This window comes from Oligosphaera ethanolica (genome assembly GCF_030814695.1).
GTDB lineage: Bacteria > Verrucomicrobiota > Lentisphaeria > Oligosphaerales > Oligosphaeraceae > Oligosphaera > Oligosphaera ethanolica.
In genome coordinates this window covers 3965087-3988602 of record NZ_JAUSVL010000001.1, presented here as the reverse complement: position 1 = coordinate 3988602, position 23516 = coordinate 3965087, and the positions used below count along the sequence as shown (strand labels likewise).

The 23516-nt window shown below is 60.4% G+C and carries 19 protein-coding genes; 4 read left to right on the top strand and 15 right to left on the bottom strand.

The window, feature by feature from the left end:
* The first annotated feature begins 160 nt into the window (after nt 1–160).
* The 4 genes from J3R75_RS13875 to J3R75_RS13860 all read left to right on the top strand — a co-directional run bounded on the left by J3R75_RS13875 (nt 161) and on the right by J3R75_RS13860 (nt 6073).
* Entirely contained in the window at nt 161–1774 is a 1614-nt protein-coding gene (locus J3R75_RS13875; RefSeq protein ID WP_307262573.1) for a glycoside hydrolase family 99-like domain-containing protein, read from the top strand.
* Between the two features lie 769 nt (nt 1775–2543).
* On the top strand, nt 2544–3761 hold the full coding sequence (locus J3R75_RS13870; protein ID WP_307262570.1) for a DUF1015 domain-containing protein: 1218 nt from the start codon (nt 2544–2546) through the stop codon (nt 3759–3761).
* A gap of 60 nt (nt 3762–3821) precedes the next feature.
* Nucleotides 3822–5087 carry a diaminopimelate decarboxylase gene (lysA, locus tag J3R75_RS13865; protein WP_307262567.1) on the top strand — a complete coding sequence of 422 codons (1266 nt, stop codon included), beginning with the start codon at nt 3822–3824 and terminating at the stop codon, nt 5085–5087.
* A 146-nt stretch (nt 5088–5233) separates the two neighbouring features.
* Nucleotides 5234–6073 carry a hypothetical protein gene (locus J3R75_RS13860; RefSeq protein WP_307262565.1) on the top strand — a complete coding sequence of 280 codons (840 nt, stop codon included), beginning with the start codon at nt 5234–5236 and terminating at the stop codon, nt 6071–6073.
* A 533-nt stretch (nt 6074–6606) separates the two neighbouring features.
* Here J3R75_RS13860 and J3R75_RS13855 read toward each other — a convergent pair.
* From J3R75_RS13855 to J3R75_RS13785, 15 genes are all read right to left on the bottom strand, one after another.
* Complete coding sequence (locus J3R75_RS13855) at nt 6607–7620, bottom strand: NAD-dependent epimerase/dehydratase family protein (RefSeq protein WP_307262563.1); 1014 nt, start codon at nt 7618–7620, stop codon at nt 6607–6609.
* Nucleotides 7621–7779: 159 nt separating this feature from the next.
* Nucleotides 7780–8313 (bottom strand): deoxycytidylate deaminase, encoded by a 534-nt coding sequence (locus J3R75_RS13850; RefSeq protein ID WP_307262560.1) that lies wholly within the window; start codon nt 8311–8313, stop codon nt 7780–7782.
* Between the two features lie 210 nt (nt 8314–8523).
* Entirely contained in the window at nt 8524–8907 is a 384-nt protein-coding gene (gene hpf, locus J3R75_RS13845; RefSeq protein WP_307262557.1) for a ribosome hibernation-promoting factor, HPF/YfiA family, read from the bottom strand.
* Between the two features lie 47 nt (nt 8908–8954).
* Nucleotides 8955–9692: an LPS export ABC transporter ATP-binding protein gene (lptB, locus tag J3R75_RS13840; RefSeq protein WP_307262555.1), complete on the bottom strand. Its 738-nt coding sequence runs from the start codon at nt 9690–9692 to the stop codon at nt 8955–8957.
* Nucleotides 9689–10393 (bottom strand): LptA/OstA family protein, encoded by a 705-nt coding sequence (locus J3R75_RS13835; RefSeq protein ID WP_307262552.1) that lies wholly within the window; start codon nt 10391–10393, stop codon nt 9689–9691. The genes lptB and J3R75_RS13835 overlap by 4 nt, the downstream gene beginning before the upstream one ends.
* 34 nt (nt 10394–10427) lie before the next feature.
* A complete protein-coding gene (gene lptC, locus J3R75_RS13830; RefSeq protein ID WP_307262550.1) occupies nt 10428–10967 on the bottom strand; it encodes an LPS export ABC transporter periplasmic protein LptC in 540 nt (179 codons plus the stop codon).
* 29 nt (nt 10968–10996) lie between these two features.
* On the bottom strand, nt 10997–11524 hold the full coding sequence (locus tag J3R75_RS13825) for a KdsC family phosphatase (RefSeq protein ID WP_307262548.1): 528 nt from the start codon (nt 11522–11524) through the stop codon (nt 10997–10999).
* Entirely contained in the window at nt 11508–12329 is an 822-nt protein-coding gene (gene kdsA, locus J3R75_RS13820; protein WP_307262546.1) for a 3-deoxy-8-phosphooctulonate synthase, read from the bottom strand. The genes J3R75_RS13825 and kdsA overlap by 17 nt, the downstream gene beginning before the upstream one ends.
* 80 nt (nt 12330–12409) lie before the next feature.
* Complete coding sequence (kdsB, locus tag J3R75_RS13815; protein WP_307262543.1) at nt 12410–13150, bottom strand: 3-deoxy-manno-octulosonate cytidylyltransferase; 741 nt, start codon at nt 13148–13150, stop codon at nt 12410–12412.
* A gap of 50 nt (nt 13151–13200) precedes the next feature.
* Nucleotides 13201–14214, bottom strand: coding sequence for a bifunctional heptose 7-phosphate kinase/heptose 1-phosphate adenyltransferase (locus J3R75_RS13810; RefSeq protein WP_307262539.1), 1014 nt, complete (start codon nt 14212–14214; stop codon nt 13201–13203).
* Between the two features lie 48 nt (nt 14215–14262).
* Complete coding sequence (locus J3R75_RS13805) at nt 14263–15009, bottom strand: hypothetical protein (RefSeq protein ID WP_307262537.1); 747 nt, start codon at nt 15007–15009, stop codon at nt 14263–14265.
* A 118-nt stretch (nt 15010–15127) separates the two neighbouring features.
* Nucleotides 15128–17671, bottom strand: a complete 2544-nt coding sequence (locus J3R75_RS13800) for an ATP-dependent Clp protease ATP-binding subunit (RefSeq protein ID WP_307262535.1) — start codon at nt 17669–17671, stop codon at nt 15128–15130.
* Between the two features lie 187 nt (nt 17672–17858).
* A complete protein-coding gene (locus J3R75_RS13795) occupies nt 17859–18926 on the bottom strand; it encodes a hypothetical protein (protein WP_307262532.1) in 1068 nt (355 codons plus the stop codon).
* Entirely contained in the window at nt 18926–19441 is a 516-nt protein-coding gene (locus tag J3R75_RS13790; protein WP_307262529.1) for a UvrB/UvrC motif-containing protein, read from the bottom strand. The genes J3R75_RS13795 and J3R75_RS13790 overlap by 1 nt, the downstream gene beginning before the upstream one ends.
* 93 nt (nt 19442–19534) lie before the next feature.
* On the bottom strand, nt 19535–23197 hold the full coding sequence (locus J3R75_RS13785) for a serine/threonine protein kinase (RefSeq protein ID WP_307262527.1): 3663 nt from the start codon (nt 23195–23197) through the stop codon (nt 19535–19537).
* Nucleotides 23198–23516: the final 319 nt, after the last annotated feature.

The following is a 23516-nucleotide window of genomic DNA, read 5'->3' as shown; positions in this document are numbered from 1 at the left end:
CGTCGCCTCGGATATCCGCGCGCCACTTTCGAGCGTTTTTATTGCGCCTGGCGTCATTCCTTTTTAGCCGAAGGCGGGGTATATTCGCCATGCTCCGGTTCCGAATCGGCAGATCATGCCTGGCAATCACTCCCACCAAGCTCAAGAAGGAAGGTTTTTTATGTCCGACGCCTGCAAAAAATACGTTCCTGAGCCGCAGCCGCAATGTGGTCCGATAGAAGTCTCCGCGTTCTACTACCCCGGCACGGAACACATGGCCGAGTGGGACCAGGTCGAACAGACTCTCCCCCACATCAAACCGCTTCTAGGCTGGTACGACGAAGGCAACCCCGAAGTCATCGACTGGCAGATCAAATGGGCCGTCGAACACGGCATCTCCAGCTTCTGCGTCGACTGGTACTGGAACCGCGGCGTGCAGCGGCTCGACCATTGGGTCAAGGGCTACTACCAGGCGCGCTATCGCAAGTACCTCAAGTGGTACATGATGTGGGCCAACCACAACGAGGTCGGCGCACACTCCACCGAAGACCAAATCAACGTCACCAAATTCTGGCTCGACAACTATCTCAAAACACCCGAATACTACACCATCGACGGCCGGCCCGTCGTCGTCGTCTGGAACATCCAAAACCTCGATCGCGATTTCATCCGCGAAGCCGCCCAAAAAGGCGAAACCCTCCAACCCGGCGAAGGCGCCAAACGCGCCCTCGCTATCTCCAATAAACTCGCCCAGGAAGCCGGCCTACCCGGCATTTACTTCATCGATATGTACCACGGCTGGGAATACGACCAGAAAAAGGTCGATATCGCCAAAGTCGGCGGCTACGAAGCACAGATGATCTACAACTTCGATACCCTGGCTTACCGCTTCGCACCCGAAGCCGCCCGCCCCGGCGACACCCCAACGCGCTTCTCCTACGACTGCGTCGCTAAAGCGGTCCCACAATGGTGGGAAATGACCTCGCGCGATCCCAAATTCCCGCTCTGGCCACTGGTGCCCACCGGCTGGAACGACCTGCCACGATCCTTCCAATACGCACGCGTCATCGAAGACCGCACACCAGAAAAATTCCGCAAGGTCTGCCAGGACTGCCGCTCTTTCTGCGAAGCCAAGGGCTTCAAACGCGTCATCATCGCGCCCCTCAACGAATGGCAGGAAGGTAGCTACATCGAGCCCAACCAGGAATTCGGCTTCGCCATGTACGACGCCCTGCGCGATGTCTTCTGCGATAAGCCCGCCGCCGGCTGGCCTAAAAATATCACCCCCAAGGACATCGGCCTCGGCCCCTACGACTATCCGGCAATGCCGCTCCCAGCACAAACCGCGTGGGACTTCTCAGCCGACATGCAGGGCTGGTATCGCCATCCCTACGGCACGGCTTACATGAAGACCGTCGACGGCGCCATGCACTTCTTCCGCTCCGGCCTGAAAGTGCCCGCCATCCGCACCCGCATCACGCCTTTTGCCGCTGCGCCATTCAAGACCTTCCAGGTCCGCATGCGCGTCACCCCCTGCGTCGATCACCCGCCCAAAGGCGGCGAAGAGATCAAACTCTACTGGGGTACGCCCGAACTGCCGATCTTCTCCAAAGACCTCGTCATCACCGAAGACCCCACCGCCAAAACCACCGTCATCCCCGACGGCCAGTGGCACGACTACACCCTCGACGTCGCCGCCAACCCCCATTGGCGCGGCATGATCAACGAACTCTGGTTCGATCCCTCGCCACTCCTCCTGGCATACGTCGATATCAAGTGGATGCGCTTCGCCTAACACCAAACGTAATCGGTCACCCATTGATAATTAAGCCATAGAGCTTCTGGCTGAGTCAAACGCGCCCGTTTCCCTGGCCGCAAAGCGGCAGAAGCGCTGAAAGCGCGAAACATACCAGCCCAGGGCAAGCAGCGCTGAAAGCGCGCGCCGCCCTGGGTACAACGGCGACTACGTCCGTGTTCCTCGGCCTCTTTGGCCCCAGTCGGCGCAGCTGACTGGGGCCAAAGAGGCAATGGAACTCACTTACATACCCGGGGTTGACGTCGGCGATATGTCTGTGCGTCCGTTCTCAATGGGTGACCGATTACCACCAAACCGCATACCACTGACAACCAACCACCGAATCCCAACCCCATCCCCTCCCCGGCGGCAAGAGGCCTGGGAGCGCCGCCGTCCCGGCGGCGCTCCCAGGAGTCCAACCAGTCCCCAATCAGTCCCCGAAGTCCAAAACGTCAATCCCCACGGTCCAAAAAGTCCCCGGAGTCCAAGCCATGGGACCATGCCTCATGAGTCCCTGAGTCCTCGCCCCAGCGCTGCACAAATGCCGCCGAGACGGCGGCGCTCCCAGGAGTCCCCGGCGTCCATGACGTCATTCCCCATCGGTCCCAGGCATCCCCACGGTCCCATCCACTATCAATGCCTGGCCGATTACCCCAAATCGCAGCTTTTTCAGGCTAAGCGGTTCACATTCAGCGCTTCTGAATGTATGTTACTACTTTCTTAGCAGTCGTTTCCCGAAACCCTCACGCCCATGTAGAAAGTCTCGATTATGGCACTTGTCTATCCCTTTGCCGCCGTCATGGCCGCGCCCGGCCGCGCCGCCGCTGTCGCCACCCTGCCCTACGACGTCATGAACCGCAGCGAAGCCGCCGCAATGGCCGCCGGCAAGCCCAGCAGCTTCCTCCACGTCACCCGCTCCGAAATTGATCTCCCCGAAGACGTGTCGCCCTACGCCGACGCCGTCTATGCCAAGGCCAAGGAAAATTGGCTGGCACTGCGCCAGAACGCCCTCGTCCAGGACGACAAGCCCGCGTATTACGTCTATTCGCTGGTCATGAAGGGCCGGCGCCAGACCGGCGTGGTCGCCGCCGCCGCTGTTGATGACTACGACCACAATGTCATCCGCAAGCACGAAAAGACTCGCAAGGAAAAGGAAGACGACCGCACCCGCCACATCAGCACCCTCCGCGCGCAGACCGGGCCAGTCTTCCTCACCTATCGCGACAGCGATGCCATCAACGCCATCGTCAGCAAGACCATGCAGGACGCGCCGCTCTTCGATTTCACCGCCGAAGACGGCGTCCGCCACAGCGGCTGGCGCGTCGGCAGCAACGACTGCGCCACGCTCCAGAACGCCTTCGCCGAGGTGCCGGTGCTCTATATCGCCGACGGCCATCACCGCGCCGCCAGCGCCAGCCGCACTCGCGCCCTCCTCGCCAGCCAAGGCCAAGCCGGCAGCGCCGACCGCTTCCTCGCCGTCATCTTCCCCGCTGGCCAGCTGCAGATCCTCCCCTACAACCGCCTGGTCTTCGACCTCAATGGCCGCTCCGACGAGCAATTCCTCGCCGACATCAAGGCCGTCTGCACGGTCAGCCCCGCCACCCAGGCCGAACCCGCAGGCCCGGGCATCGTCCACATGTTCTTCCAGAAACGCTGGTGGACCCTCGACTTGCGCGCCAAAGTCGCCGCTGCCACCACCGCCATCGACAAGCTCGACGTCAGCATCCTCCAGGCGAATATCCTCCAGCCCATTCTCGGCATTGACGACCCGCGCACCAGCAAGCGCATCGACTTCGTCGGCGGCATCCGCGGCACCGGCGAGCTCGAAAAACGCGTCAACAGCGGCGAGGCCAAAGTCGCCTTCGCCATGACGCCGACCACCGTCGACCAGCTCATGGCCATCGCCGACGCCGACGCCATCATGCCGCCGAAATCAACCTGGTTCGAGCCCAAACTCCGCGACGGCCTCTTCGTCCACAGTATCTGAACAACCTGAACAACGCGGGTGCAAGACCCCGCCGAACTCCATAACCCAATAGGACCTGACATGCATATCCAAAATGGCCAGATCTATCTCGAAAATGTCCCCGTCACTCTCCTGGCAAAGACCTACGGCACGCCCACCTACGTCTACGAAGAATCACGCATCCGCGATAATTTCCGCCGGGCCCTCAACGCCTTCCGGAAAAACTATGACAACTTCCGTTTCTTCTACGCCATCAAATCCAACAACAACCTCGCCGTCGCCAGCATCCTCCGCCAGGAAGGCGCCGGCATTGACGCCGCCAGCGTCAACGAAATCCTCCTCGCGCAAAAGCTCGGCCTCGGCGGCGAAGACGTCATGTTCAGCGGCAATTTCCTCTCGGACGACGACATCCGCCAGGGCCTCGAAAGCGGCGTGATCTTCAATCTCGACGACATCGCCTTGTTGCCCCGCGTCCTCAAGATCGGCACGCCGGAGATCATGTCCTTCCGCGTCAACCCAGGCTACGGCCAGAGCGAGGTCGGCGACTTCGTCACCAACGCTGGCCCCAACGCCAAGTTCGGCGTCCACCCCGACCAGGTGATGGACGCGTACCGCCAGGCCAAGGCCGCCGGCATCAAGCGCTTCGGTGCCCACATGATGCCCGGCTCCTGCATCCGCGACCCCGAGTACTTCCGCTTCATCACCACCCTGCTGATGGACATCATCGGCAAGGTCGGCAAGGAACTCGACATCAACTTCGAGTTCATCGATCTCGGCGGCGGCCTCGGCATTCCCTACAAGCCCGGCGATGACAAGCTTGACATCGACCAGGCCGCTGCGCTCGTAGCCGGCGTCTTCCGCGAGAAGATCGCCGAATACGGCCTGAAGCCACCGCGGCTGATGATGGAGCCTGCCCGCTATTTCGTCGGCGACGCCGGCTACATCCTCGGCACCGTCCACGCCATCAAGGACAGCTATTCGCGCATCGTCGGCACCGACGTCAGCATGAACACGCTGGCCCGGCCAGCCATGTACGGCGCCTACCACCACATCTACGTCAACGGCCGGGAAGATGAAGCACGCAAGGCCGTCGGCCTCTGCGGCCAGGTCTGCGAAAACACCGACTTCTGGGTCCGCGACCGCATGCTGCCCGAAGGCATCGATCTCGGCGACATCGTCGTCGTCGAAAACGCCGGCGCCTATGGCTACGCCATGAGCTACCAGTACAACGGCCGCCTCAGACCCGCCGAAGTGCTCGTGCGGGGCGACCAGCACTGGCTCATCCGTGAACGCGAAACTATCGACGATCTGGTCCGCAACGTCACCGTGCCAGAACATCTGATCTGAACACGGCACGCGCCACCCGCCCCGTGAACGCACGCGTACAGGCGCCACGCGCGGCGGGCGGCAAGCAGACAACGCGCCGGCCACCCGCCTGCCCGGCGCGCCCCTCGGGCGACCGACGCCGACACAGCCACAGAAAGGAGCATCGCATGATCTTTACTGGCCTAGCCTTCATCCGCTCAGCGCTGACGCTGTGCCTGGCCATAGCCCTCATGCCCACACCCGGCATTGCCCAACAGGCTGCCGACGACGCGGTTGCCCCCGCAGTCGCGCCGCAGCAAACGCGCGTCATCAGCTCGAAGGACGTCGACACCCTATACACGATGTGCAAGGGCTCCGAGACACTGTACTGGCATCCTTTTCAACAAAAGGCCCTCTACGCGGCCAAACTGCCGCTGTTCACGCCGGCACTGCCCGCAGGCAGCCTGGCCACGCTGCGGGCAAAAGCCCTGCATGTCGTCGAAGGCAAGGGGCTGATGATCAACAGCCAGGGCCAGAACTACCTGGTCATCTGTGACGCCCCCGCCGCGCCTCTCTACAGCAACAACGTCTTCGTCGGCGTCGTCTCCCCGCGCGGCAGCACCTTCACCTTCACCACTGAAGACAACCGCGAAATGGCCCTGCCCGTGCTGGACCTCTGCCGCAACGCCAGCCGTGAGGTCTTCAGCACCTTCATGCTCCAAGGCGGCAGCGTGACCATGCCAGTCCCACGCAAAGTCACCACCGAAGTCCCCTGCAAAAAATGCAAGGGGACCGGCAAACTCGGCAAAGACACCCGGGAAACCGTCACCTGCAAATTCTGCGGCGGCTCCGGCGAGGTCGAGGGCCTCAACAACACCCGCAAACGCTGCGCTGGCTGCGGCGGCACCGGCAGAAGCAGCGTCGGACAAGATCTCCGTAGACAATGCGGCGACTGCGGCGGACACGGCAAATACGACGAAATCACCTTCGTCAACGATGACGTCACTTTCACCGTCGGACTGCAATAACGCCAACACACCAGGCTGCGTCACGCACAGCCGGTCATCTAGCAGTCCCAGTAGTCGGTTTCAGAACCGCCAGTTACCAGTACGCACCCAGTTTTCCTGCGGTAATGTGCGAAATCTTGTGATAGAAAGAGATACTTGACATGCGCCGTAGGCGCTTAACTATGCTTAACCCCAGGCTTTAGCCTGGGGAAAATGCTCTCCAGTCAATCGTGCCCCGTAGGGGCACTACTGGATGCCTGACAAACACAATCTGAACACGATTACAGACCATTTTCAACCAAGACTTCGGGGCTGTAGTGCCTCTACGAGGCACTGTTCGATAGGACACCTTCCCCAGGCTGAAGCCTGGGGTTAAGCATGGTCGTGCCCCTACGGGGCAAATTCATGCATAACCACCCGATAAGGAGTCTATTGTCAAAAAGCCTTTCGCAAAAGAAGAGATTAGGTCACATTGGCGCAAATACATGTGTTCATCACAAGATTTCGCACATTACCTTTTCCTGCTCAATGGGATGGGAAACGCTTACATTTTCTCAATGTTTTCGATCCTTCAGGTAGTTATCCATTCTCTCGTAGGCAGGCTTTGTCCATTCTGGCCAATTGAATTGTTCGGGGAACTTTTGGATTTCGTGTTTCAGCCCGTCGTAGAGAGTTCTGAAGCTTTCCTGCTTGAGTCCAGTAGCCTCCAGGACCTTTGAGTTGTCTGAGATGCGTTGGAAGAGCCTCGCGTATTCGAGCTGCCACCTGAGTCCCGGATTGAACTCGTGAGCTCCGAGAATCTGGTAGTAGTCTTCCTTGGGAACCCAGACTGCCTTGAGATTGCAGATGTCATGATAGTAGTCCGCGATTTCACCCCAAGTATGGTGTTCTGACGAGCAGACGTTGAAGTCCTCGCCCAAGGCCTTGGGATTGAAGACCAGCCCGGAAATCATATCGGCGACATCGCCCCCCCAACTCAAGGTGGCGTGCTTGTCCTTGGCTTCGATGGGTACCACAACCGGCTTTCCTTCACGCGCGCGGCGAACCGTCAAATACGCCTCCAAGGTGACCAACTGGAAACGCATGTGAGAGAACGTCGTCGCAGGGCGCACAATGGTCCAATTGCCAAAGCCAGACGCCCGCAACGCATTCTCCGCACGAGCCTTGTATATGCAATAGTCATCAGAAGCCAACAACCAAGGATCGTCTGACGCATCAATCAAGCGAGGCGACGATTCCTTGACTGGATGCTCCACATCAGCATAAACTCGGCAGGATGACAAAAAGACGTACTGACCTACGCTTTTCAATGCCAAGGGCAAGTACGTCGCGATTTGGGCAGTCGGATAGGTCATGAAGTCAACCATCGCATCGTAGTTCCGGGACATCAACTCCAAAAAGAAGGCTTGGTTCTTGGCGTCAGCCTTGATATGGGTTACGTTGGGAAAAGTCCAGGGTGGATCGTCCAGCGAAACCGTGTCGATCTGATAGCCTTTTTTTGCCAGGCTGGGGACGAGGTATTGTCCCATGGCACCAGTTGCACCCAATACCAATACTCGCTGAGCCATTTTGTTTTCCCTTCGTGCTTCTTTTTGACTTGGACTTGCCGAGGTCACAACGTAGGCCACCACAACCGTGGAGATGTCCCAGCAATGGAAATGCCCCATGGTTAAAAAATAATCTGCGTTAATCTGCGGAATCTGTGGATAAAAATTTGCGTGCGAGGGTCAGCGGCGCGGGTCGTCATCGGCAAGCGGCACGGCGGAGCTGTACTGGAGCAGGTCGTAGTGGATGTCGCGTTCGGGCATAGGCAGGCGCACCAACTCCACTTTGGCGTCCTTGAAGAACATTTCCGCGAGGGTGTCGTGATAGCCGGAGAAAATCACCACGCGGCCGATGCCGGCGCCGATAAGTGCTTTGGCGCAGTTGGTGCAGGGCATGTTGGTGACGTACGCCGTTGCTCCCGCCAGGGTGGTGCCATGCCGGCTAGCCTGACAGATGGCGTTGATCTCGGCATGATTGGTCCGCACGCAATGGCCATCGACAACCAGACAACCGTCCGTATGGCAATGGGGCAGTCCGGGCAGCGAGCCGTTGTAGCCGGTGGACAGTACGTAGCGATCACGCACCAAAACACAGCCACAATGCATGCGTGGACAGGTCGCCCGTTCCGACGCCAGCATGGCTAGCTTGAGAAAATACTCGTCCCAGGATGGCCGTTGCCAATTCGCGGGTCCGCTCTTGACGATTTGCATGTCCATAGGCTCTTTGCGCCTCTCGCTGTTGCTGATGGTCCGTACTTTCCCCGAATGCCTGGCTGGCTGTGCCCGTATACACAACGAGGCGACTCCGCCCAATCCTTCCAGCCGACCTGGCCGCCCCTCCCCGTTCCGGCCTGAGATGACAAGGCGGGACGGCTATGTTGTTCGCCGTCCCGCCGTTATCTGCTGTTACGATCCGTCGTTGCTCATTTATGCGTCGACCAGATCAGTGTCGTCCTCGGCTTCGCTGAGTTCTTCTGAGGTCCAGAATTTCTCTTTGGCCACCGGGTCGGCCTTCACTGACAGGTCCTGAATCCTTTCCAGGTAGCGGCGGAGTTGCTTGTCGAGCTTCTCAACCGCATTGCCCAGGGATGCGCGCATGTCCGTCGTGCGACCCTTGGCATGCAAGGTCAGATTCTTGCCATTGAGCAGCACTTCGGCGATCTGCCAGTTGCGCTCGACGGTGAAAAGGAGCCGTACCGAACTGATTTTCTGACTTTGATAGTCCTCAGCCAATTTGCGCATACTCTGCTCGGCTGCGGCTTTTATCTCGTCAGAGACTTCATAATGCTTTCCGCTCAGGATTATTTCCATAAACGTCCTCCTTGTGTAAACGCCGGTGTCAGTCCCTTCTGCCAGCATCAAGGATTGAAGCTGGGTCCCAGGTACACCTGGCGTGCTTTTTCATCCTGGATCAACGCCTGGCTGTCGCCAGTAAACAATATCTCGCCGTTGCAGATCAGATAGGCCCGGTCAACAATCGCCAGTGTTTCGCGCACATTATGGTCGGTGATCAGCACCCCCAAGCCGCGGTCACGGAGGTTGGCGACGATCTTCTGCACCTCGAACACATTGATTGGATCGACACCGCCGAAGGGCTCGTCGAGCATCATGAAGCGCGGACTGGTCGCCAGTGCCCGAGTTATTTCCAATCGCCTCCTTTCGCCACCGCTGAGGGTCATCGCCTTCTGCGTTGCCAGCTGTGTCAACTGTAACTCATTGAGCAGTTCCTGCAAGCGCTCCTCGCGTTCCTTTCTTGTCATATCCAGCGTTTCAAGAATGGCCATGACGTTATCGGCCACCGTCAGCTTGCGAAAAATCGAGGGTTCCTGCGCCAAGTAGCCCATGCCCAAACGAGCACGCTGGAACATGGCCAACTTCGAGACGTCCTGCCCCGCAAAGGTGATGCGGCCACGGTTGGGCTTTATCAGACCAACAATCATATAGAAGGTCGTGGTCTTGCCCGCGCCATTGGGCCCGAGCAACCCCACCACCTCGCCGGGCTTCACCGTCAATGACACATTATTGACTACGCAACGGTTTTTGTAGGTCTTGACCAAGCCCTCCGCAGATAACAGGATGTCCTTGTCGTCACTCATGGTGCGGTTGCGCCTTTCTCATCCTTGTTTGTCCCAGGCGCGACGGGTTGGTTCCCTGCCGGCGCGCTTTTTTCCTCCTTGGCGTCGTCTTTGTCTTTGCCGTCGAGGAGCCCGCCCAGCTTGCCGTCGTCGCCACTGCCCTTTTTCATCTGAATGGTCAGCGTCGCCCGCTCCAGCTTGATCACCTGGTCCTTGCGACTGTAGATGGCGCGACTGCCGCGAATGGCGTTCTTGCCCTGGAGAATCACGCAATTGCCATCAAGGACAATCACATCCTCCTTGGTGTCGTAGGTGCCGGTGTCGCCGGTGGCGCTTTCCGATCCGTCCAGCTTGCGCACAGTCACGTTGCCGCTGGCGTCAACCCGCTGCAACTTGTTGTCGTCATCAAGATAGACCATCATCTTTTCGGCACTGAGCTTCATGGTCTTGTCTTCAATCAGCACATTACCGCTGAGCTCGGCGGTATGGCCATCCAAATGCATCTCCATGCGGTCGGCGGAAATACTGATCTCGTCAGTTTCTGCGGCGACGACATCTGCCGGCGCTACTGTTTCCGCAGACGCGACAGGCGGCGGCGGCGCCGGCGTGGCGACGGTATTACCCGCCTCGTCAGCGGCGCTGCAGGTGACCGCAAGCAGGCACAGCAAGCAGAGAGCCTCGCTCCAGCCGCGTCGTCCAATCAGTGATGTCATCCTGTTCATGGCCGTCCCTTTCCTTTTTTCATGGCAGCGCCGATCATTTTTCATCGCTGGTCGCTGCCGGTTTTTTCTCGTCTGTGGTCACCCGTTGCAGGCTTTTCCGCAGACTGCCCTGGCGTTGCTTGATCTTCATGGTCACCGTCGAACGGATCATCACCACTTTCGCATCAAGATACACGTCATAGCCGATGCCGCTAATCTGCACGCCACGGCCCTCGACAAATACCGGGGCGTCGCTCTTGACCTCCGCCGCGCTGTGAAGATAACGGCAGCGGGGCGAGCTCAGCGTGAAGTCGTCACCGTCCTTGCCTTTGAAGACAATCTTATAATCACTAAGTTCGGTGCTCTGACCGCGAATCTGCGCCTTTTCCCCCCGCAGTTCCCACTCCGTGCGGCCAGCGCTGTCCAACCCCCGGGACACAAAGCCCGCGACTTGCAGATTGCCACCGACGCCAAAAAGATTTTCGGCGCCCCCACGTGGCACCGTCGTCAATGCCACCAGGGCCAGCAGTGCCAAACACGGCACGCGCCGAATGCGCGGCCATGCCTGCAGTCCGCCACGCAGCCGCAGTGTCATTGCCAGAACATCATTCCCTGCGCGCATAATCAGCACCCATACCTCTCGGCGATCAACTGATCCCAACGCCCCTGTGCTTTGAGCAGCCATTCGGCGACCTCGCGCACCGCGCCGCGACCACCAGGCGCTGAGGCGACCCAACTCGCGGCCGCCTTGGCCTCCGCCGCCGCGTCTCCCACGGCCACGGCGACGCCTGCCAGGCGCATCGGGCCGATGTCGATCACGTCGTCGCCCACGTACAGGCAGTGCGCAGGCTGCAGCCCCAGCTGCTCGCAGAGCGCCAGCAGCGCGTCGCTCTTGCGCAACTGACCTTCAACAATAAAATCCAGCTTGAGTTCTTCGGCCCGCCGGCGGTTCGCCTTGCTGCAACGCCCCGTGATAATGCCGACCTTGATGCCGCCCTGCCGCAGCAGCGCGATGCCCACGCCGTCACGAACGTGGAAAAACTTGATCTCGTCATCCGAACCACCGCCATAGCCAATGCGGCCGTCGGTCAAGACGCCGTCCACATCCAGCACGACGGCGCGGATATCTTGCGCTTTAGCTGACCAGTCCATGAATCTCCTTGATCTTGGCCAGAAGTGTCTGCACGTCGTCCAGGCGCAGGGAATTGGCGCCGTCGGACAGGGCCTTCTCCGGCTCGGGATGGGTCTCCAAAAACAGTCCATCAATGCCGGTCGCCGCCGCCGCGCGCGCCAAAGGCGCCACAAATTCGCGGTTGCCGCCGGAGCTCGTGCCGCGGCCGCCAGGCAGCTGCACGGCGTGGGTGGCATCGAAGATCACCGGGCAGCCCAGCTCGCGCATGATCACCAGCGAACGCATGTCCACCACCAGATTGTGATAACCGAAGCTCGCACCGCGCTCCGTCAAAGCGATGCGCTCATTGCCCGTGCTGGCCAGTTTTTTGATCACTGACGCCATGTCTTCCGGCGCCAGAAATTGGCCCTTCTTGACATTCACCGGCTGGCCCGTAGCCGCCGCGGCGACCAGCAGGTCGGTCTGGCGACACAGAAAGGCCGGTATCTGCAGCACATCAACGACCTCGGCAGCGAGCGCGCACTGGTCGGGCTCGTGCACGTCGGTCAGCACCGGACAACCGAATTCCTCGCGGATGCGCGCTAGCAGCGCCAGGCCCTCGTCCATGCCCTGGCCGCGATAGGAGTCGATACTCGTGCGGTTGGCCTTGTCAAACGACGCCTTGAAGATGTAAGACAGACCCAGCTCCGCGCACGCGGCCTGCACGGTCTCCGCAATGCGCCGACAGATGTCCAGCGCCTCCACTACGCAGGGGCCGGCAATCACTACCAGGGGCTGGCCGGGGCCGATCATCATCCCCTTGCTCAGCTCAAATACTTTTTGCATGTCGTGTCCTTTACATTCACTCTCACTCGTTGTTCTCACCGGCACCGGCCGGCGCAGCCGGCATTCACGCGCTCGGGGGCTCAGCGACTGCGTTCCCGCAGCAGCTTTTCGACCTCGGCGATATCGCCGGGCACGTCCACGCCGACGCTGCGCTCCGTCGTCTGCAGGACCAATATGCGCGCGCCGTTCTCCAACGCCCGCAGCTGCTCCAGCATCTCGCAGCCCTCCAGGCTGCCGCGCTCCCACGTCACAAAATCGTAGAGGAAATCGCGGCGGTAGGCATAGAGGCCCCAGTGCAACAGCGGCGTCACCGCCGTGCCGCCCTGCCGCGGATAGGGTATGAGCGAGCGGCTGAAATACAGCGCGTGGCCGCGGCGATCCACCACCACCTTCACCGCATTGACGTCGGCCGGATCGCGGTCCGTCGCCGTGAAGGGCACCGCAGCCGTACCCATCTCCGCCGATGACTGGCGCATCAGCGCGATGAGCTGCGAGAGCACTCGCGCCGACATCAGCGGCTCGTCGCCCTGAACATTGACGATCAGATCGGCGTCAATTTTGGCCACGGCTTCGGCGATACGATCCGTGCCGGTCTGGTGCGTCGGCGACGTCATCACTGCCCGCCCGCCAAAGGCGCTGACCGCCGCGCTGATGCGTTCGTCATCCGTCGCCACAATGACCTCAGCGAAGTCCTTGCAGGCGCGAGTGGATTCATAACACCACTGGATCATCGGCTTGCCCGCTATCAGCGCCAGGGGCTTGCCTGGAAAACGGCTGCTGCCATAGCGGGCAGGAATGACGGCTACGCATCGCTCGGTCATACTCTTGGTTCCTTGTTCTTGTCGCTGTGAATCGTCACCCGGAAAAACACTTATTCTTCTTCCTGCAGGCGTTGCCGCAGGACGGCCGCTTCGATGGCCGCCGTGCCGACAATGCCGACCACGACGCCCGCGGCGTAATTGGCGATCGTGGCCGCAGCGGACGCCGGTGCGCCAGCCAGCAAAGCCAGGACCATCGTGGCCATGACAGTATCGCCCGCGCCGGACACATCAAAGACCTGCTGCGCCCGAGTAGGAATGTGCACGGGGTCTTCACCAGCAGCGCCAAACAGCGCCATGCCCTCGGCACCCAACGTCAATAACAGCTGGGACACCCGCCATTTGCGCTGCAGGGCCGCGCCAACCCGCCGCAAAGGCCGGTCCCGGCAAGGATCATTGATGCCAGGCTGGTAGCCGATGCCCGCCAGCACAAAGGCCTCCGCGCGATTGGGTGTCATCAGAGCCAAGCCGCTCACATTGAAGCCGTGGCTGGGATGGGGATCCAGCGTCACCAGCACCTGATAGCGATTGGCCAAGGCAATCGCCGCCTTGATGAAAGACCGCGTAAAGACCCCTTTGGCATAATCCTCAAGGATCAAGGCGTCAATCTCACCACTCTGCAGACGGCGCTCCAAACGGCCTAGCAGCTGCCGATACGCCGCCGCCGGCAGCGCCTCCGTGTCTTCGTAATCGATGCGCACGACTTGCTGATTCGCGGCCAGCACTCGCGTCTTCACCGTCGTACGTCGGCCGGGAACGACCAGCACCTGGCTGGTATCGACCTGGCACTCGCCCAGCAGACGGCACAACTCGCGACCGTCATGATCATCGCCGACAACGCCAAGCACTTCCGCCTTGGCCCCCAGCGACACCACGTTCCGGGCGACATTCGCCGCCCCGCCCGGCACCGCGTTCTCATGCTGCACGGCAACCACCGGCACCGGCGCTTCCTGGGATATGCGCGATGCGCGCCCCCACACATAGCGATCAATCATCAGATCGCCCAGAACCGCCACCCGATAACGGGAAAAATCGCTGACATAATGACTCAGTTCACGGTGTGACATAGTTGTTGTCTGTTCCCAATCGTCCATTTTCGGCGTGCTACCGCCACCTTATCGTCGCAATAAATGCTCCACGCCCGAGTTCACGGCCGGCAGCGGCAGCGGCGTCAGCACCGCGCCAGCCTCCACGCGTTCCAGCAGATAGGACAGGCGCTGCAAGTCAGCCAGCATCTCCCGGCGCTGGCTGCGGCTCATGTCGTCGTCGTACTGCCGGAGGTATCGGGCCCGGGCGTCAAGCTCATCGCGGATCGCTGCCGCCAGGTACATCTGCAAAGGATCGTCGGTCGCAACTGCACCGGCGCGCCGACGCAGCGTGTCAAGCATCTCGGCGACCCGCTGGCGAGCCACTGCGCTACCGCTGGGATCCGCGCGGACCACCAGCTGGGGCAGCACCGCCACCGTAAAAAGCTGCGCCAAAAGGACCAACAGCACTGCCAGCAACGAAAACCGGGCCAGGGCCGTGCCCTGCCAGGACAAGCCCGGCGCCGGCTTGCTCACGTAGTAGCGCAATGACCAGGAACCCGCCCCAATGTCGTCACCGCTGGTCAAGGTTACTGGTATGAGCCGTTGCTCATGACCAATCCGCAGCTCCCGCAAACGATCGGAGAGCAATCGCGTCACGCCGTCCGCAGCGGTTTCCAAGCGCAGGAGCTCGCCGTCTTCATTTTCGAGCTCGACATCGCAGCCAATGCCGCCCAAACGCAGACAAGGCTGGTCGCAAGTCACCACCCGGCGACGACGCAGTACCGCGTTGCCAGTCTGGGCGTCTTGCTTTCGTATGGTTAGTTGATAGGCCACAGTTCATTTCTTCACAACACAGCTATCTGCTGTCAGCTGGAAAAACTTGGCGCCGCAACGTCTCGACGTCACGGCAGCCAGAATAAATGACAATCAGCGACAAATGGCATCGCGCCCGTTACTTGTCCCGCCGCAAAGCGAAATCCAGGTGATCGCCGTCGCTGGCGGCGCTCACGTCAATCACAAAAGGCCCGTCGGGTTTATCGCGCAACAGCAATTCCGCCAGCGGGTCTTCGACGTACTGCTCGACCGTCCGCCGGAGCTGCCGCGCGCCATATTCGGGCTTGTAACCCTTGGCCACCAGCCGCTGCGTCGCCTCGTCATTCAGCACCAGCTCGCCACCACGCTGGCGTAGACGCTCAGCTATCTTGCCGACCTCAAGCCCGATGATCTGCGCCAGATCCACCGGACCCAGCGTCCGGAACACAATCACGTCATCCACGCGGTTCATGAACTCCGGCCGGAAATGCTTCTTGGCGCTCTCAACCAGGCGTTCCTTCATTTTTTCGAAGTCCGCCGCCTGGCGCGCGCTCTCATCCTCGGTACCGCCACTGCCGAAGCCCAGCGACTGGGGCTTGCCCAGGGTTTCCGCACCCAGATTCGAGGTCATCACAATGATGGTATTGCGAAAGCTGATGCGGTGGCCGAGGCTGTCCGTCAGCTCGCCTTCCTCAAGGATCTGCAGAAGCATGTTGCTCACATCGGGATGGGCCTTCTCAATTTCATCAAAGAGGACCACGGAGTACGGCCGGCGTCGCACCCGCTCGGTGAGCTGGCCGCCCTCTTCGTAACCGACATAGCCCGGGGGGGAACCGACCATCCGGCTGACGTTGAATTTCTCCATGTACTCCGACATGTCCATGCGGATCAGCGCCTCCGCATCACCGAACATGAACTCCGCCAATGCCTTGGCCAGGAAGGTCTTGCCCACGCCCGTCGGGCCCAGAAAAATAAAAGATCCGATCGGCCGCCGCGGATCCTTCAGCTCTGCCCGCGAACGACGCAAAGCCAGGCTGATCCGCCGCACGGCCTCACTCTGGCCGACGACGATCCCGCCAAGCGTCTCTTCCATCTTCAGCAACTTGGCAGATTCCTCTTCAGCCATGCGCGTCAGGGGCACGCCCGTCATGCTGGACACCACGACGCGCATGTCCTCGGGAGTTACCACCACGACGTGCTTATCACGTTCCTTCTCCCAGTCCGCCTTGAGCTCCTCAAGACGCCGATTCAGGGTCCGTTCCTGGTCGCGCAACTTCGCGGCCGTTTCGAACTGCTGCGACTCCACCGCCGCTATCTTCGCGTCCGTCAAGGTCTTGCTCTCGGCTTCCAACGCGCTCAAATCCGGCGGTCGCACCATGGTGCGCAAACGCAGACGCGAGCCGGCTTCGTCAATGACGTCAATCGCTTTGTCCGGCTGATATCGCGCTGGGATGTAGCGTTCAGCAAGCATTACCGCGCTGTGTAGGGCCTCAGGACTATAGCTGACGTGGTGATGCGCTTCGTAACGCGGCGCCAAGCCCTGCAAGATTTGCTCCGTCTCAGCAACCGTCGGCGGCTGGACAATCACGGACTGGAAGCGCCGTTCCAGCGCCGAGTCTTTCTCTATGCTCTTGCGGTACTCGTTCATCGTCGTCGCGCCAATGCACTGGATCTCCCCGCGCGACAGCGCCGGCTTAAGGATATTTGAGGCGTCCATTGCGCCCTCGGCGCCGCCAGCGCCGACAATGGTGTGCAGCTCGTCCAGGAAGAGAATGACCCGGCCGGAACGCCGCACTTCTTCCATCACTGCCTTGAGGCGCTCCTCGAACTGACCACGGTATTTGGTGCCGGCGACCAGCAGCGTGAGGTCTAAGGCGATAACCATGCGGTTGCGCAACAGATCCGGCACTTCGCCCGTGCTGATCGCCTGCGCCAGGCCCTCGACAATCGCCGTCTTGCCCACGCCAGCTTCACCGATCAACACCGGGTTGTTCTTCGTGCGCCGACACAAGATCTGAATGACCCGCTCAATCTCCTTCGCCCGCCCGATAACCGGATCCAGACCACCGGCGGCGGCCATGTCGGTCAGGTTGCGGCCAAAAGCCTTCAAGGCGGCCATCTTCTCCACCGGCGTCTCGGCCTCGGCACGATCCATCGGCGGCGTTCCCGGGATATCGCCGCCCTCTTCGCCGCCATCGGCCTGCGCGCTAGCGGGGAGATAATTGGGGTCGAGTTCCTTAAGAATGTCCCGCCGCAGGCCGTCGGCATCGATATCCAGCGAGCGAAGTACTTTTGAGGCGACACCCTGGTCGTCGCTAAGCAGCCCGAGCAGCAAATGCTCAATGCCTACATAGTGGTAATTCAGGGCCTTGGCCTCGTGCAGGGCCAGTTCAAAGACCCGCTTGACGCCAGCCGTGTAGGGCATGTCCTTGTCCAACGCCTGAGTGTCGCTGGCGGGATTGCTGCTGAGCAGGGACACTTCCTTGCGCACGCTGTCCAAGGTCAAACCCTTAGCCAGCAAGGTCGAGATGCCAGCGCCCTGCCCCAGCTGGATAATGCCCAGCAGGATGTGCTCAGTGCCGAGATAGTTGTGCCCTAAACGCCGGGCCTCCTTCTCAGCCAGACCCAGCACCTGCAGAGCCCGCGGCGTAAACCGCTTGGTTAAATCATTCTGATCTGCCATTGTCGTCACCAATCCAGTCTGTATCGCCGGAATACATTCCGGCGCTTGCTCCAGTCATCTGCCAAAACACCAAACCACGCTGACCTGCCGCTGGGCCCTGTCAACGAGTCTCTGCTATTGCCGCGCTTCGGGCGCCGGCGTGTTTCCATGCTATTACTATAACTACCCAACGAGCACTTGTCTGACATCATTCCCAGTCGAGAATCTGCTTCAGCCAGCGGGCACGCAGCATGGCCTTATCGGTTTCCGACGCGCCCGGCCCAAGCAAATACCCCAAGCTGCTGTCCCCTGATAGGGCCAACGCCCGGCAGATACGATCGGCAGTACTAAACTGCTTGAGCAGACCGCCTTCGGCCCCAAGCCACAGGCGCGAAAGCAATTCGCGAGCCTCCGGCGCACTAAGCATAAAAGCGCCCTTGAGGACGCCACGCGCGCGACCGACGCTATCACAGAGCTTCAGGCTGCCACCGCTGAGCAATGTGTCGCGCGCGTTGTCTTCATGCCAGCACAAACGCGTGGCAAACTGCTGCACGCGTTCGGCGGCCAGCCTCTCCGACCACCCCATGGTGCGAAGGTTCCGCAGCTGGTACAGCGCCGCGACTTGTTCATCCTGCTTTTCAAAGACCGGCATGAGTTTGATGCCCATCATCTCCGCAGCCTGGGCCGCCGCCGGCAGATACCCACGCATTTTCATCGCCGGCAGATGCATCAAGACGCTGAACACCACGCCGGTGCCCAACTCGCTGGCCTGGGCCGTGACGTGCCCGAACTCCTTGTCCATGCTGAAATCAGCGCGCAAGGCCAGCCGCGCTGCCAGCGCCGCGACCTGCTCCTGCAAGGGCAGCACCGCCAAACCATCAGCCATGATACTGGCCCGGAGATGGTCGGTGTCGTTGATCACAAAACTGCGGCGCTCGTCCAGCGCCACAAAGGCCAGGCTATCGCTGGCACCATGCACAAACTCATGCCGCAGAAGTCCCCGCTCGACCAGAAAAAGGCGCTGCTCCGGCGGCATCGCCCGCGGTTCCAGCTCCAGGGTGTCAAGCAGGACTTCCGACTGCGACAACAGATCCTTGACCAGATAACAGGCACGCTCCGCCGTGGCGGCGTCACCACCAAAAGGGGGGAAACGCAGTCCGCGCAAATTGCGGGCCAGAGTGACCTTGCTGGCCAAGATGACGCGGGGGTGCTCAGCTGTCTCCGGCAGCCACCACGGCTGCCGGGCTGCCCATTCGCGAAAGATGCTTGTGCCCATCAGCTGCCAGACTCCTTGTCGCTGGCATGCTGCAGCAGTGTCTCAATGCGATCGCGCAGGCGGGCCGCTTCCTCGTAGTTCTCGCGCTGCACGGCCACTTGCAGATCTCGGCGCAGGCATGACAGCGTCGCCGATGGTGCCGACGGCGGCGCTGGCCGGCTGTCGTCGCCGTCAGCATTGCCCGGCACGCCGCTTTCCCCGCAGCTCAGGGACAAATGCTGCAGCTTGGCAATCTGCTCCCGCAACTGCTCCCGGAAGGCCGTCACACAATGGTCACAGCCAAGCACCCAGCTCTTTTTGAGTTCTGCCAGGCCCTTACCGCACTTCGTGCAGCTCAGCTCCGGCTGGGCAACGCCGGGTTCGGCGTCGGCGGCCCCAAGCTGCCGGGAAATAGCCGTCAGCACCCCCAAAAAATCCTGCAGCTTGCGGTCTTTATCACTGTATTGCTCCAGTGCACAAGCGGCGCAGAGATTGAGGGACCGTTTGCCATCAGCACGCACTTCCTGAATGTGCACGCAAGCTTCTCGTTTATGGCAGCGATCGCACAACATGATCATCATCCCTTACTGTTATCACCACCAGCTGGCATATTACCGGGCTGCGGTGGATTATTTCTCAGCGGCAAGCTGTGCCTGTCTTTCACGTTGGAACACGCTCAAGCTGGCGACCAGCCTGCGCTCGGCCATCGGCAGGGGCAATCTGCTGAAACGCTGTTCAAGATCATCGACCTTCTCACCACGTCCCAGACGATGGCTCACCTCAAGCCAGGGAACACAAAAATGCCCGTAATGGCCATAGCCCAACTGGGCCTGCAGACTGCGACCACCATCACGCTCATAATACACCAACCGAATCAGCCGCTTTTCCGTCTCGGATGCCACCGTCGCGGATTGTAAAGTGGCGTGGGCATTAATGTGTCCGCAGCTCTGGCCGGCCAGATTGTGTAGTCCAGCCATCAATAAGTGCAGACGTCCATAGTAGGAAAACAAACAACTGTGAGGCAAACCCAAAGCCCAGCGCACCCGGCCTACCGCTGCCGCCAGATCACCGGACTCAATATCCGCCGCGCAACGCCTCAGCAACCACTCATAGATCGTATCGCCACCAGTCAACGACCAGCGCATCCCTTCAGACTCGACGACCTGCATGAAGGTTTCGTCATTCTCACCCGTTAAGGTCTGCTCGCCAACGCAGGCCAACGCCAGGCGTAACTGATAGTGCGGCAAGGCGGTGTCGGCCATGGGAGGATAAAAGGCACCAGTTCCCAAACGGATCATCTCGTGCATGCGATGAGCATCTGCTCGGAGTATTTCGCTGTTAAAGCCGGCAGCGGCCCCAGCGTCACCCTCGGCAATGGCGTAGAGGGCGTCCATCGCATCTTTGCGCCGAGAGCTTTCCAGGCATAGACTAAGGTCCAGGTACTGCAAACGCCGCCGAGTCACGTCCGCCCCCTTGAGATCCAATCCCGGTCGCAAGGTCCGGAAGCGGTAGAGAAATTCGCGGTCGGCGCGACGACTCAACAGGGCGTATTTCGGCGCATACGTGTACATCGAAGCCAGCGATTCGAAACCAAGCGGCAACTGCGTCAGGGCCACCGCCGCATTGTCGGTTGCCACTGGATCAAGGCCATATCGCATGGCCAACAAGGCTCGACCAAAAAGAACTGGGTAGCTGAACATGGCTGGACGCTCCAGCAACGCCGTCACCTGCTTGTCCTCAATCAACTTGCTCGCTTGCACCCAATCGCCCATCTCCAGCAGACTCACCGTCCGCAGCCCCGGCAGAGCGACACGCAGCATGGACTTGGGCCCCTCGCTTTGCGTCATCAGCAGATTGGCGGCATACCTACGGTGCGGCACCGGCTTTGAGCGCCCACCCAGCACAAAAGGAACCGCATCCCACTCATCTAGCTCATTGCTGTCCATTGCTGACGCTAGAGCCACCAAGGCTTCGTTCTGAATGTCCTCCAACTTGCTCTTTTCCGGAAAATTGCCGGCGCCGCCGCGCGCCTTGGCCAGCAGACACAGATCCAAAGCCGCAAGGGGATCGAGGCGCAACTGCTGTTGTGCTCTCTGCACTAGGGCGGCAGCCTGCACCTCCGGCACCGCCTCGCCACAACGCAAGATCAGCGCGTCAAGAACATCCGCAAATGCCGTAGTCACACTGTTGTTGCGACTGCCACGCAACTCACTGGCCAAGCGATAGGCATTGAAGCTCAAACCCAGGCGACAGGACTGGCGCAAATCCTGCCAGCCTTTGAGTACATCGAGTTTCCGGCCGCTGGCCATCTCAAACAAGAACAGCACCATTTTCCAATGTCGCTCTTCTTCGTTCCGAGGGTTGGCTGGAACCAGCGCCGTCAATGCCCGCGGCTGATTGGTAAACGCCAGATACGTCAAATAGGGCCGCCACTGCTGCGGATCTCTTTCGCGAGCATAGAAGGCCTCTTTGAACAGCTCGTCAACCAGTCCTTCGGCAAAAAACTCCTGCCAGCTCAAAGCCCGCACAATATGACCGTTGGGCATCAATTCCTGCACCTCGATTTTCTCGTAGGTGATATCCTGGAGCATGAACTGGCGTTCGCGCTTACCGGTGAGCGTGCGGCCAAGCACTTTCGCCTTATTGGTCACCAGCTGGGCCTTGCCATCCGCCAATGCCGGCAAGGCCATGTCGCGCAGATACACCATGAGTGGAGTGACATCATTGGGCTGCGGATGGCTGCTCAGCCACTCGTTCACCACTTTCAGTAACGGCTCAACCGGCGTCGCCGACGTAAAATCATAGCGCATGGAGTTCAGACACCAGGCAGCATCAATCATCGCGTCTGCCTGCTGCTGACTCGCAGTCATGTCTATGGGGATGGACACTTCCGGCACCCGCAGCGTAAAGACGCTTGCCGCCGGCGCTGCCGCCACTGCCCCGGGAGCATCAGGCGTTGCCGTTCCCGGCACCACGCCAGCGCCAGCCTCAGCGCCGGGTGCCGGCCCAGGATCCACACCGGTATCAGCCACGCCTGGCGTTGGCGCAACCGCTGTCGTTCCCGCAGCGCCCGGTTGCGCATCTGCTCCCCCCGTCACGCCCGTTTCCGGCTGTGCTGCCGCCACACTGCCGCCCGGCTTCACTGGCACCAGAGCCTGTTTCGGCGGGACGGCTTCCGATACTGCCCCCGCCGCGCCTGATACACCCGGAACGCCGCCCGTTTTTCGTTGCTCGACGTGGCGTTTGAGAAATACCGTACCGATGCTCAAAGCCAGCGCCAGGATGAACATGGTCACTACGCCTTGACTGGTGCGCTTGGCGGCCTTGCGCTCCTGCGGCGTGGCAATCCGCGGCAGAGCGCCCCCTTTGCCGTCGACGACACGCACCACCTTGGCCTTTTTCAACACCGGCCCGTCAGCGGAGCCATCATCGGTCTTGAGCAGCAACAGGCCGCTCTGGACTTTCTTCAGACCCTCAATCACCTCGCCCCAACTCTGTGGACGCTTCGCCGGGTCCTTCTCCAACATCCGCCCTATCAGGTCGGAAAACCACTGCGGCGCCTTGGGATAACGCTGGCGCAATGGCTCCAAAGGCTCCTTCAAATGCCGTTGCAGCACCACTTGCGCATTATCCCCCGGATAGGGCGGCGTGCCCGCCAGCGCGTGGTACAAAGTCGCCCCAAAGGCGTAAATGTCACTGCGGCAGTCCTTGCGACCGCGCTCGCCCCGAATCAACTCCGGCGGGGCATATAGCGGCGTCAGCATGATGTCCGTACCGTCATAATCATGCCCCTCCACTTTCGCCAGACCAAAATCCGCCAACTTGGCCTGCTCGTGGGAGTTGATCATGATATTCTCAGGCTTGATGTCGCCATGCGTGAACTTCTGCCGCTGCCAGCCGAAATTCAACGCGTCGGCAATGTCCAGCGCCATCGCCACGCAGGTCTGCGCATCCAAACGCGTCTGGCGATTCAATCGCTGCAACAGCGTTTCGCCATCGACGAACTCCATGCAGAAATAGTATATGCCCCCCTCGGCAATGCCCGCATCATAGGCCTGCACAATATGCGGATGCGACATCGACGCCGCCGCGCGGGCTTCATTAAAAAAACGGGCAACAAACTCGGCGTCGGCGGCCAGCTCCGCCGACAACACTTTCAGGGCCACCGGCCGCTCCAGGTCCAACTGGGTGGCAAGATAGACCACGGCCATGGCGCCGCGACCAAGCTCCCGCTCAACGCGATAGCCATTGATGACGGTACCCGCCATCAATTGTCGCGGCTCTTTTGCCATACCTGTTGCCATGTCAACCTCTTATGTACACGCTGACTGGAGATATCGTCCAGTCGACGCAAAACACCCGTCGCACTCCGTACACCGGCCGTCAGGCCACTCACTGACACGCCTGATCTCTAAAACAACGCCTGAAAACACCATCAATTGGGCTGCACGGCAACTGCGTAACCGTGAAAAAACATAAAATACTGCCTTGCTCAGACAACTCAACTTGCAGGCGATATTTCACCGCCGCAACAGCCATGCCAGGGGGAGACAGCCATTGGGAACTGGCTGCCGTATACCATCACCGACCGCCCCCGCTTTTTGTCTTTTG

What these genes read in the sequence shown, in the direction of transcription:
- J3R75_RS13875 (WP_307262573.1), top strand. Translation starts at nt 161, where the DNA reads ATGTCCGACGCCTGCAAAAAATACGTTCCTGAGCCGCAGCCGCAATGT.
- J3R75_RS13870 (WP_307262570.1), top strand. Translation starts at nt 2,544, where the DNA reads ATGGCACTTGTCTATCCCTTTGCCGCCGTCATGGCCGCGCCCGGCCGC.
- lysA (WP_307262567.1), top strand. Translation starts at nt 3,822, where the DNA reads ATGCATATCCAAAATGGCCAGATCTATCTCGAAAATGTCCCCGTCACT.
- J3R75_RS13860 (WP_307262565.1), top strand. Translation starts at nt 5,234, where the DNA reads ATGATCTTTACTGGCCTAGCCTTCATCCGCTCAGCGCTGACGCTGTGC.
- J3R75_RS13855 (WP_307262563.1), bottom strand. Translation starts at nt 7,620, where the DNA reads ATGGCTCAGCGAGTATTGGTATTGGGTGCAACTGGTGCCATGGGACAA.
- J3R75_RS13850 (WP_307262560.1), bottom strand. Translation starts at nt 8,313, where the DNA reads ATGGACATGCAAATCGTCAAGAGCGGACCCGCGAATTGGCAACGGCCA.
- hpf (WP_307262557.1), bottom strand. Translation starts at nt 8,907, where the DNA reads ATGGAAATAATCCTGAGCGGAAAGCATTATGAAGTCTCTGACGAGATA.
- lptB (WP_307262555.1), bottom strand. Translation starts at nt 9,692, where the DNA reads ATGAGTGACGACAAGGACATCCTGTTATCTGCGGAGGGCTTGGTCAAG.
- J3R75_RS13835 (WP_307262552.1), bottom strand. Translation starts at nt 10,393, where the DNA reads ATGAACAGGATGACATCACTGATTGGACGACGCGGCTGGAGCGAGGCT.
- lptC (WP_307262550.1), bottom strand. Translation starts at nt 10,967, where the DNA reads ATGACACTGCGGCTGCGTGGCGGACTGCAGGCATGGCCGCGCATTCGG.
- J3R75_RS13825 (WP_307262548.1), bottom strand. Translation starts at nt 11,524, where the DNA reads ATGGACTGGTCAGCTAAAGCGCAAGATATCCGCGCCGTCGTGCTGGAT.
- kdsA (WP_307262546.1), bottom strand. Translation starts at nt 12,329, where the DNA reads ATGCAAAAAGTATTTGAGCTGAGCAAGGGGATGATGATCGGCCCCGGC.
- kdsB (WP_307262543.1), bottom strand. Translation starts at nt 13,150, where the DNA reads ATGACCGAGCGATGCGTAGCCGTCATTCCTGCCCGCTATGGCAGCAGC.
- J3R75_RS13810 (WP_307262539.1), bottom strand. Translation starts at nt 14,214, where the DNA reads ATGTCACACCGTGAACTGAGTCATTATGTCAGCGATTTTTCCCGTTAT.
- J3R75_RS13800 (WP_307262535.1), bottom strand. Translation starts at nt 17,671, where the DNA reads ATGGCAGATCAGAATGATTTAACCAAGCGGTTTACGCCGCGGGCTCTG.
- J3R75_RS13795 (WP_307262532.1), bottom strand. Translation starts at nt 18,926, where the DNA reads ATGGGCACAAGCATCTTTCGCGAATGGGCAGCCCGGCAGCCGTGGTGG.
- J3R75_RS13785 (WP_307262527.1), bottom strand. Translation starts at nt 23,197, where the DNA reads ATGGCAAAAGAGCCGCGACAATTGATGGCGGGTACCGTCATCAATGGC.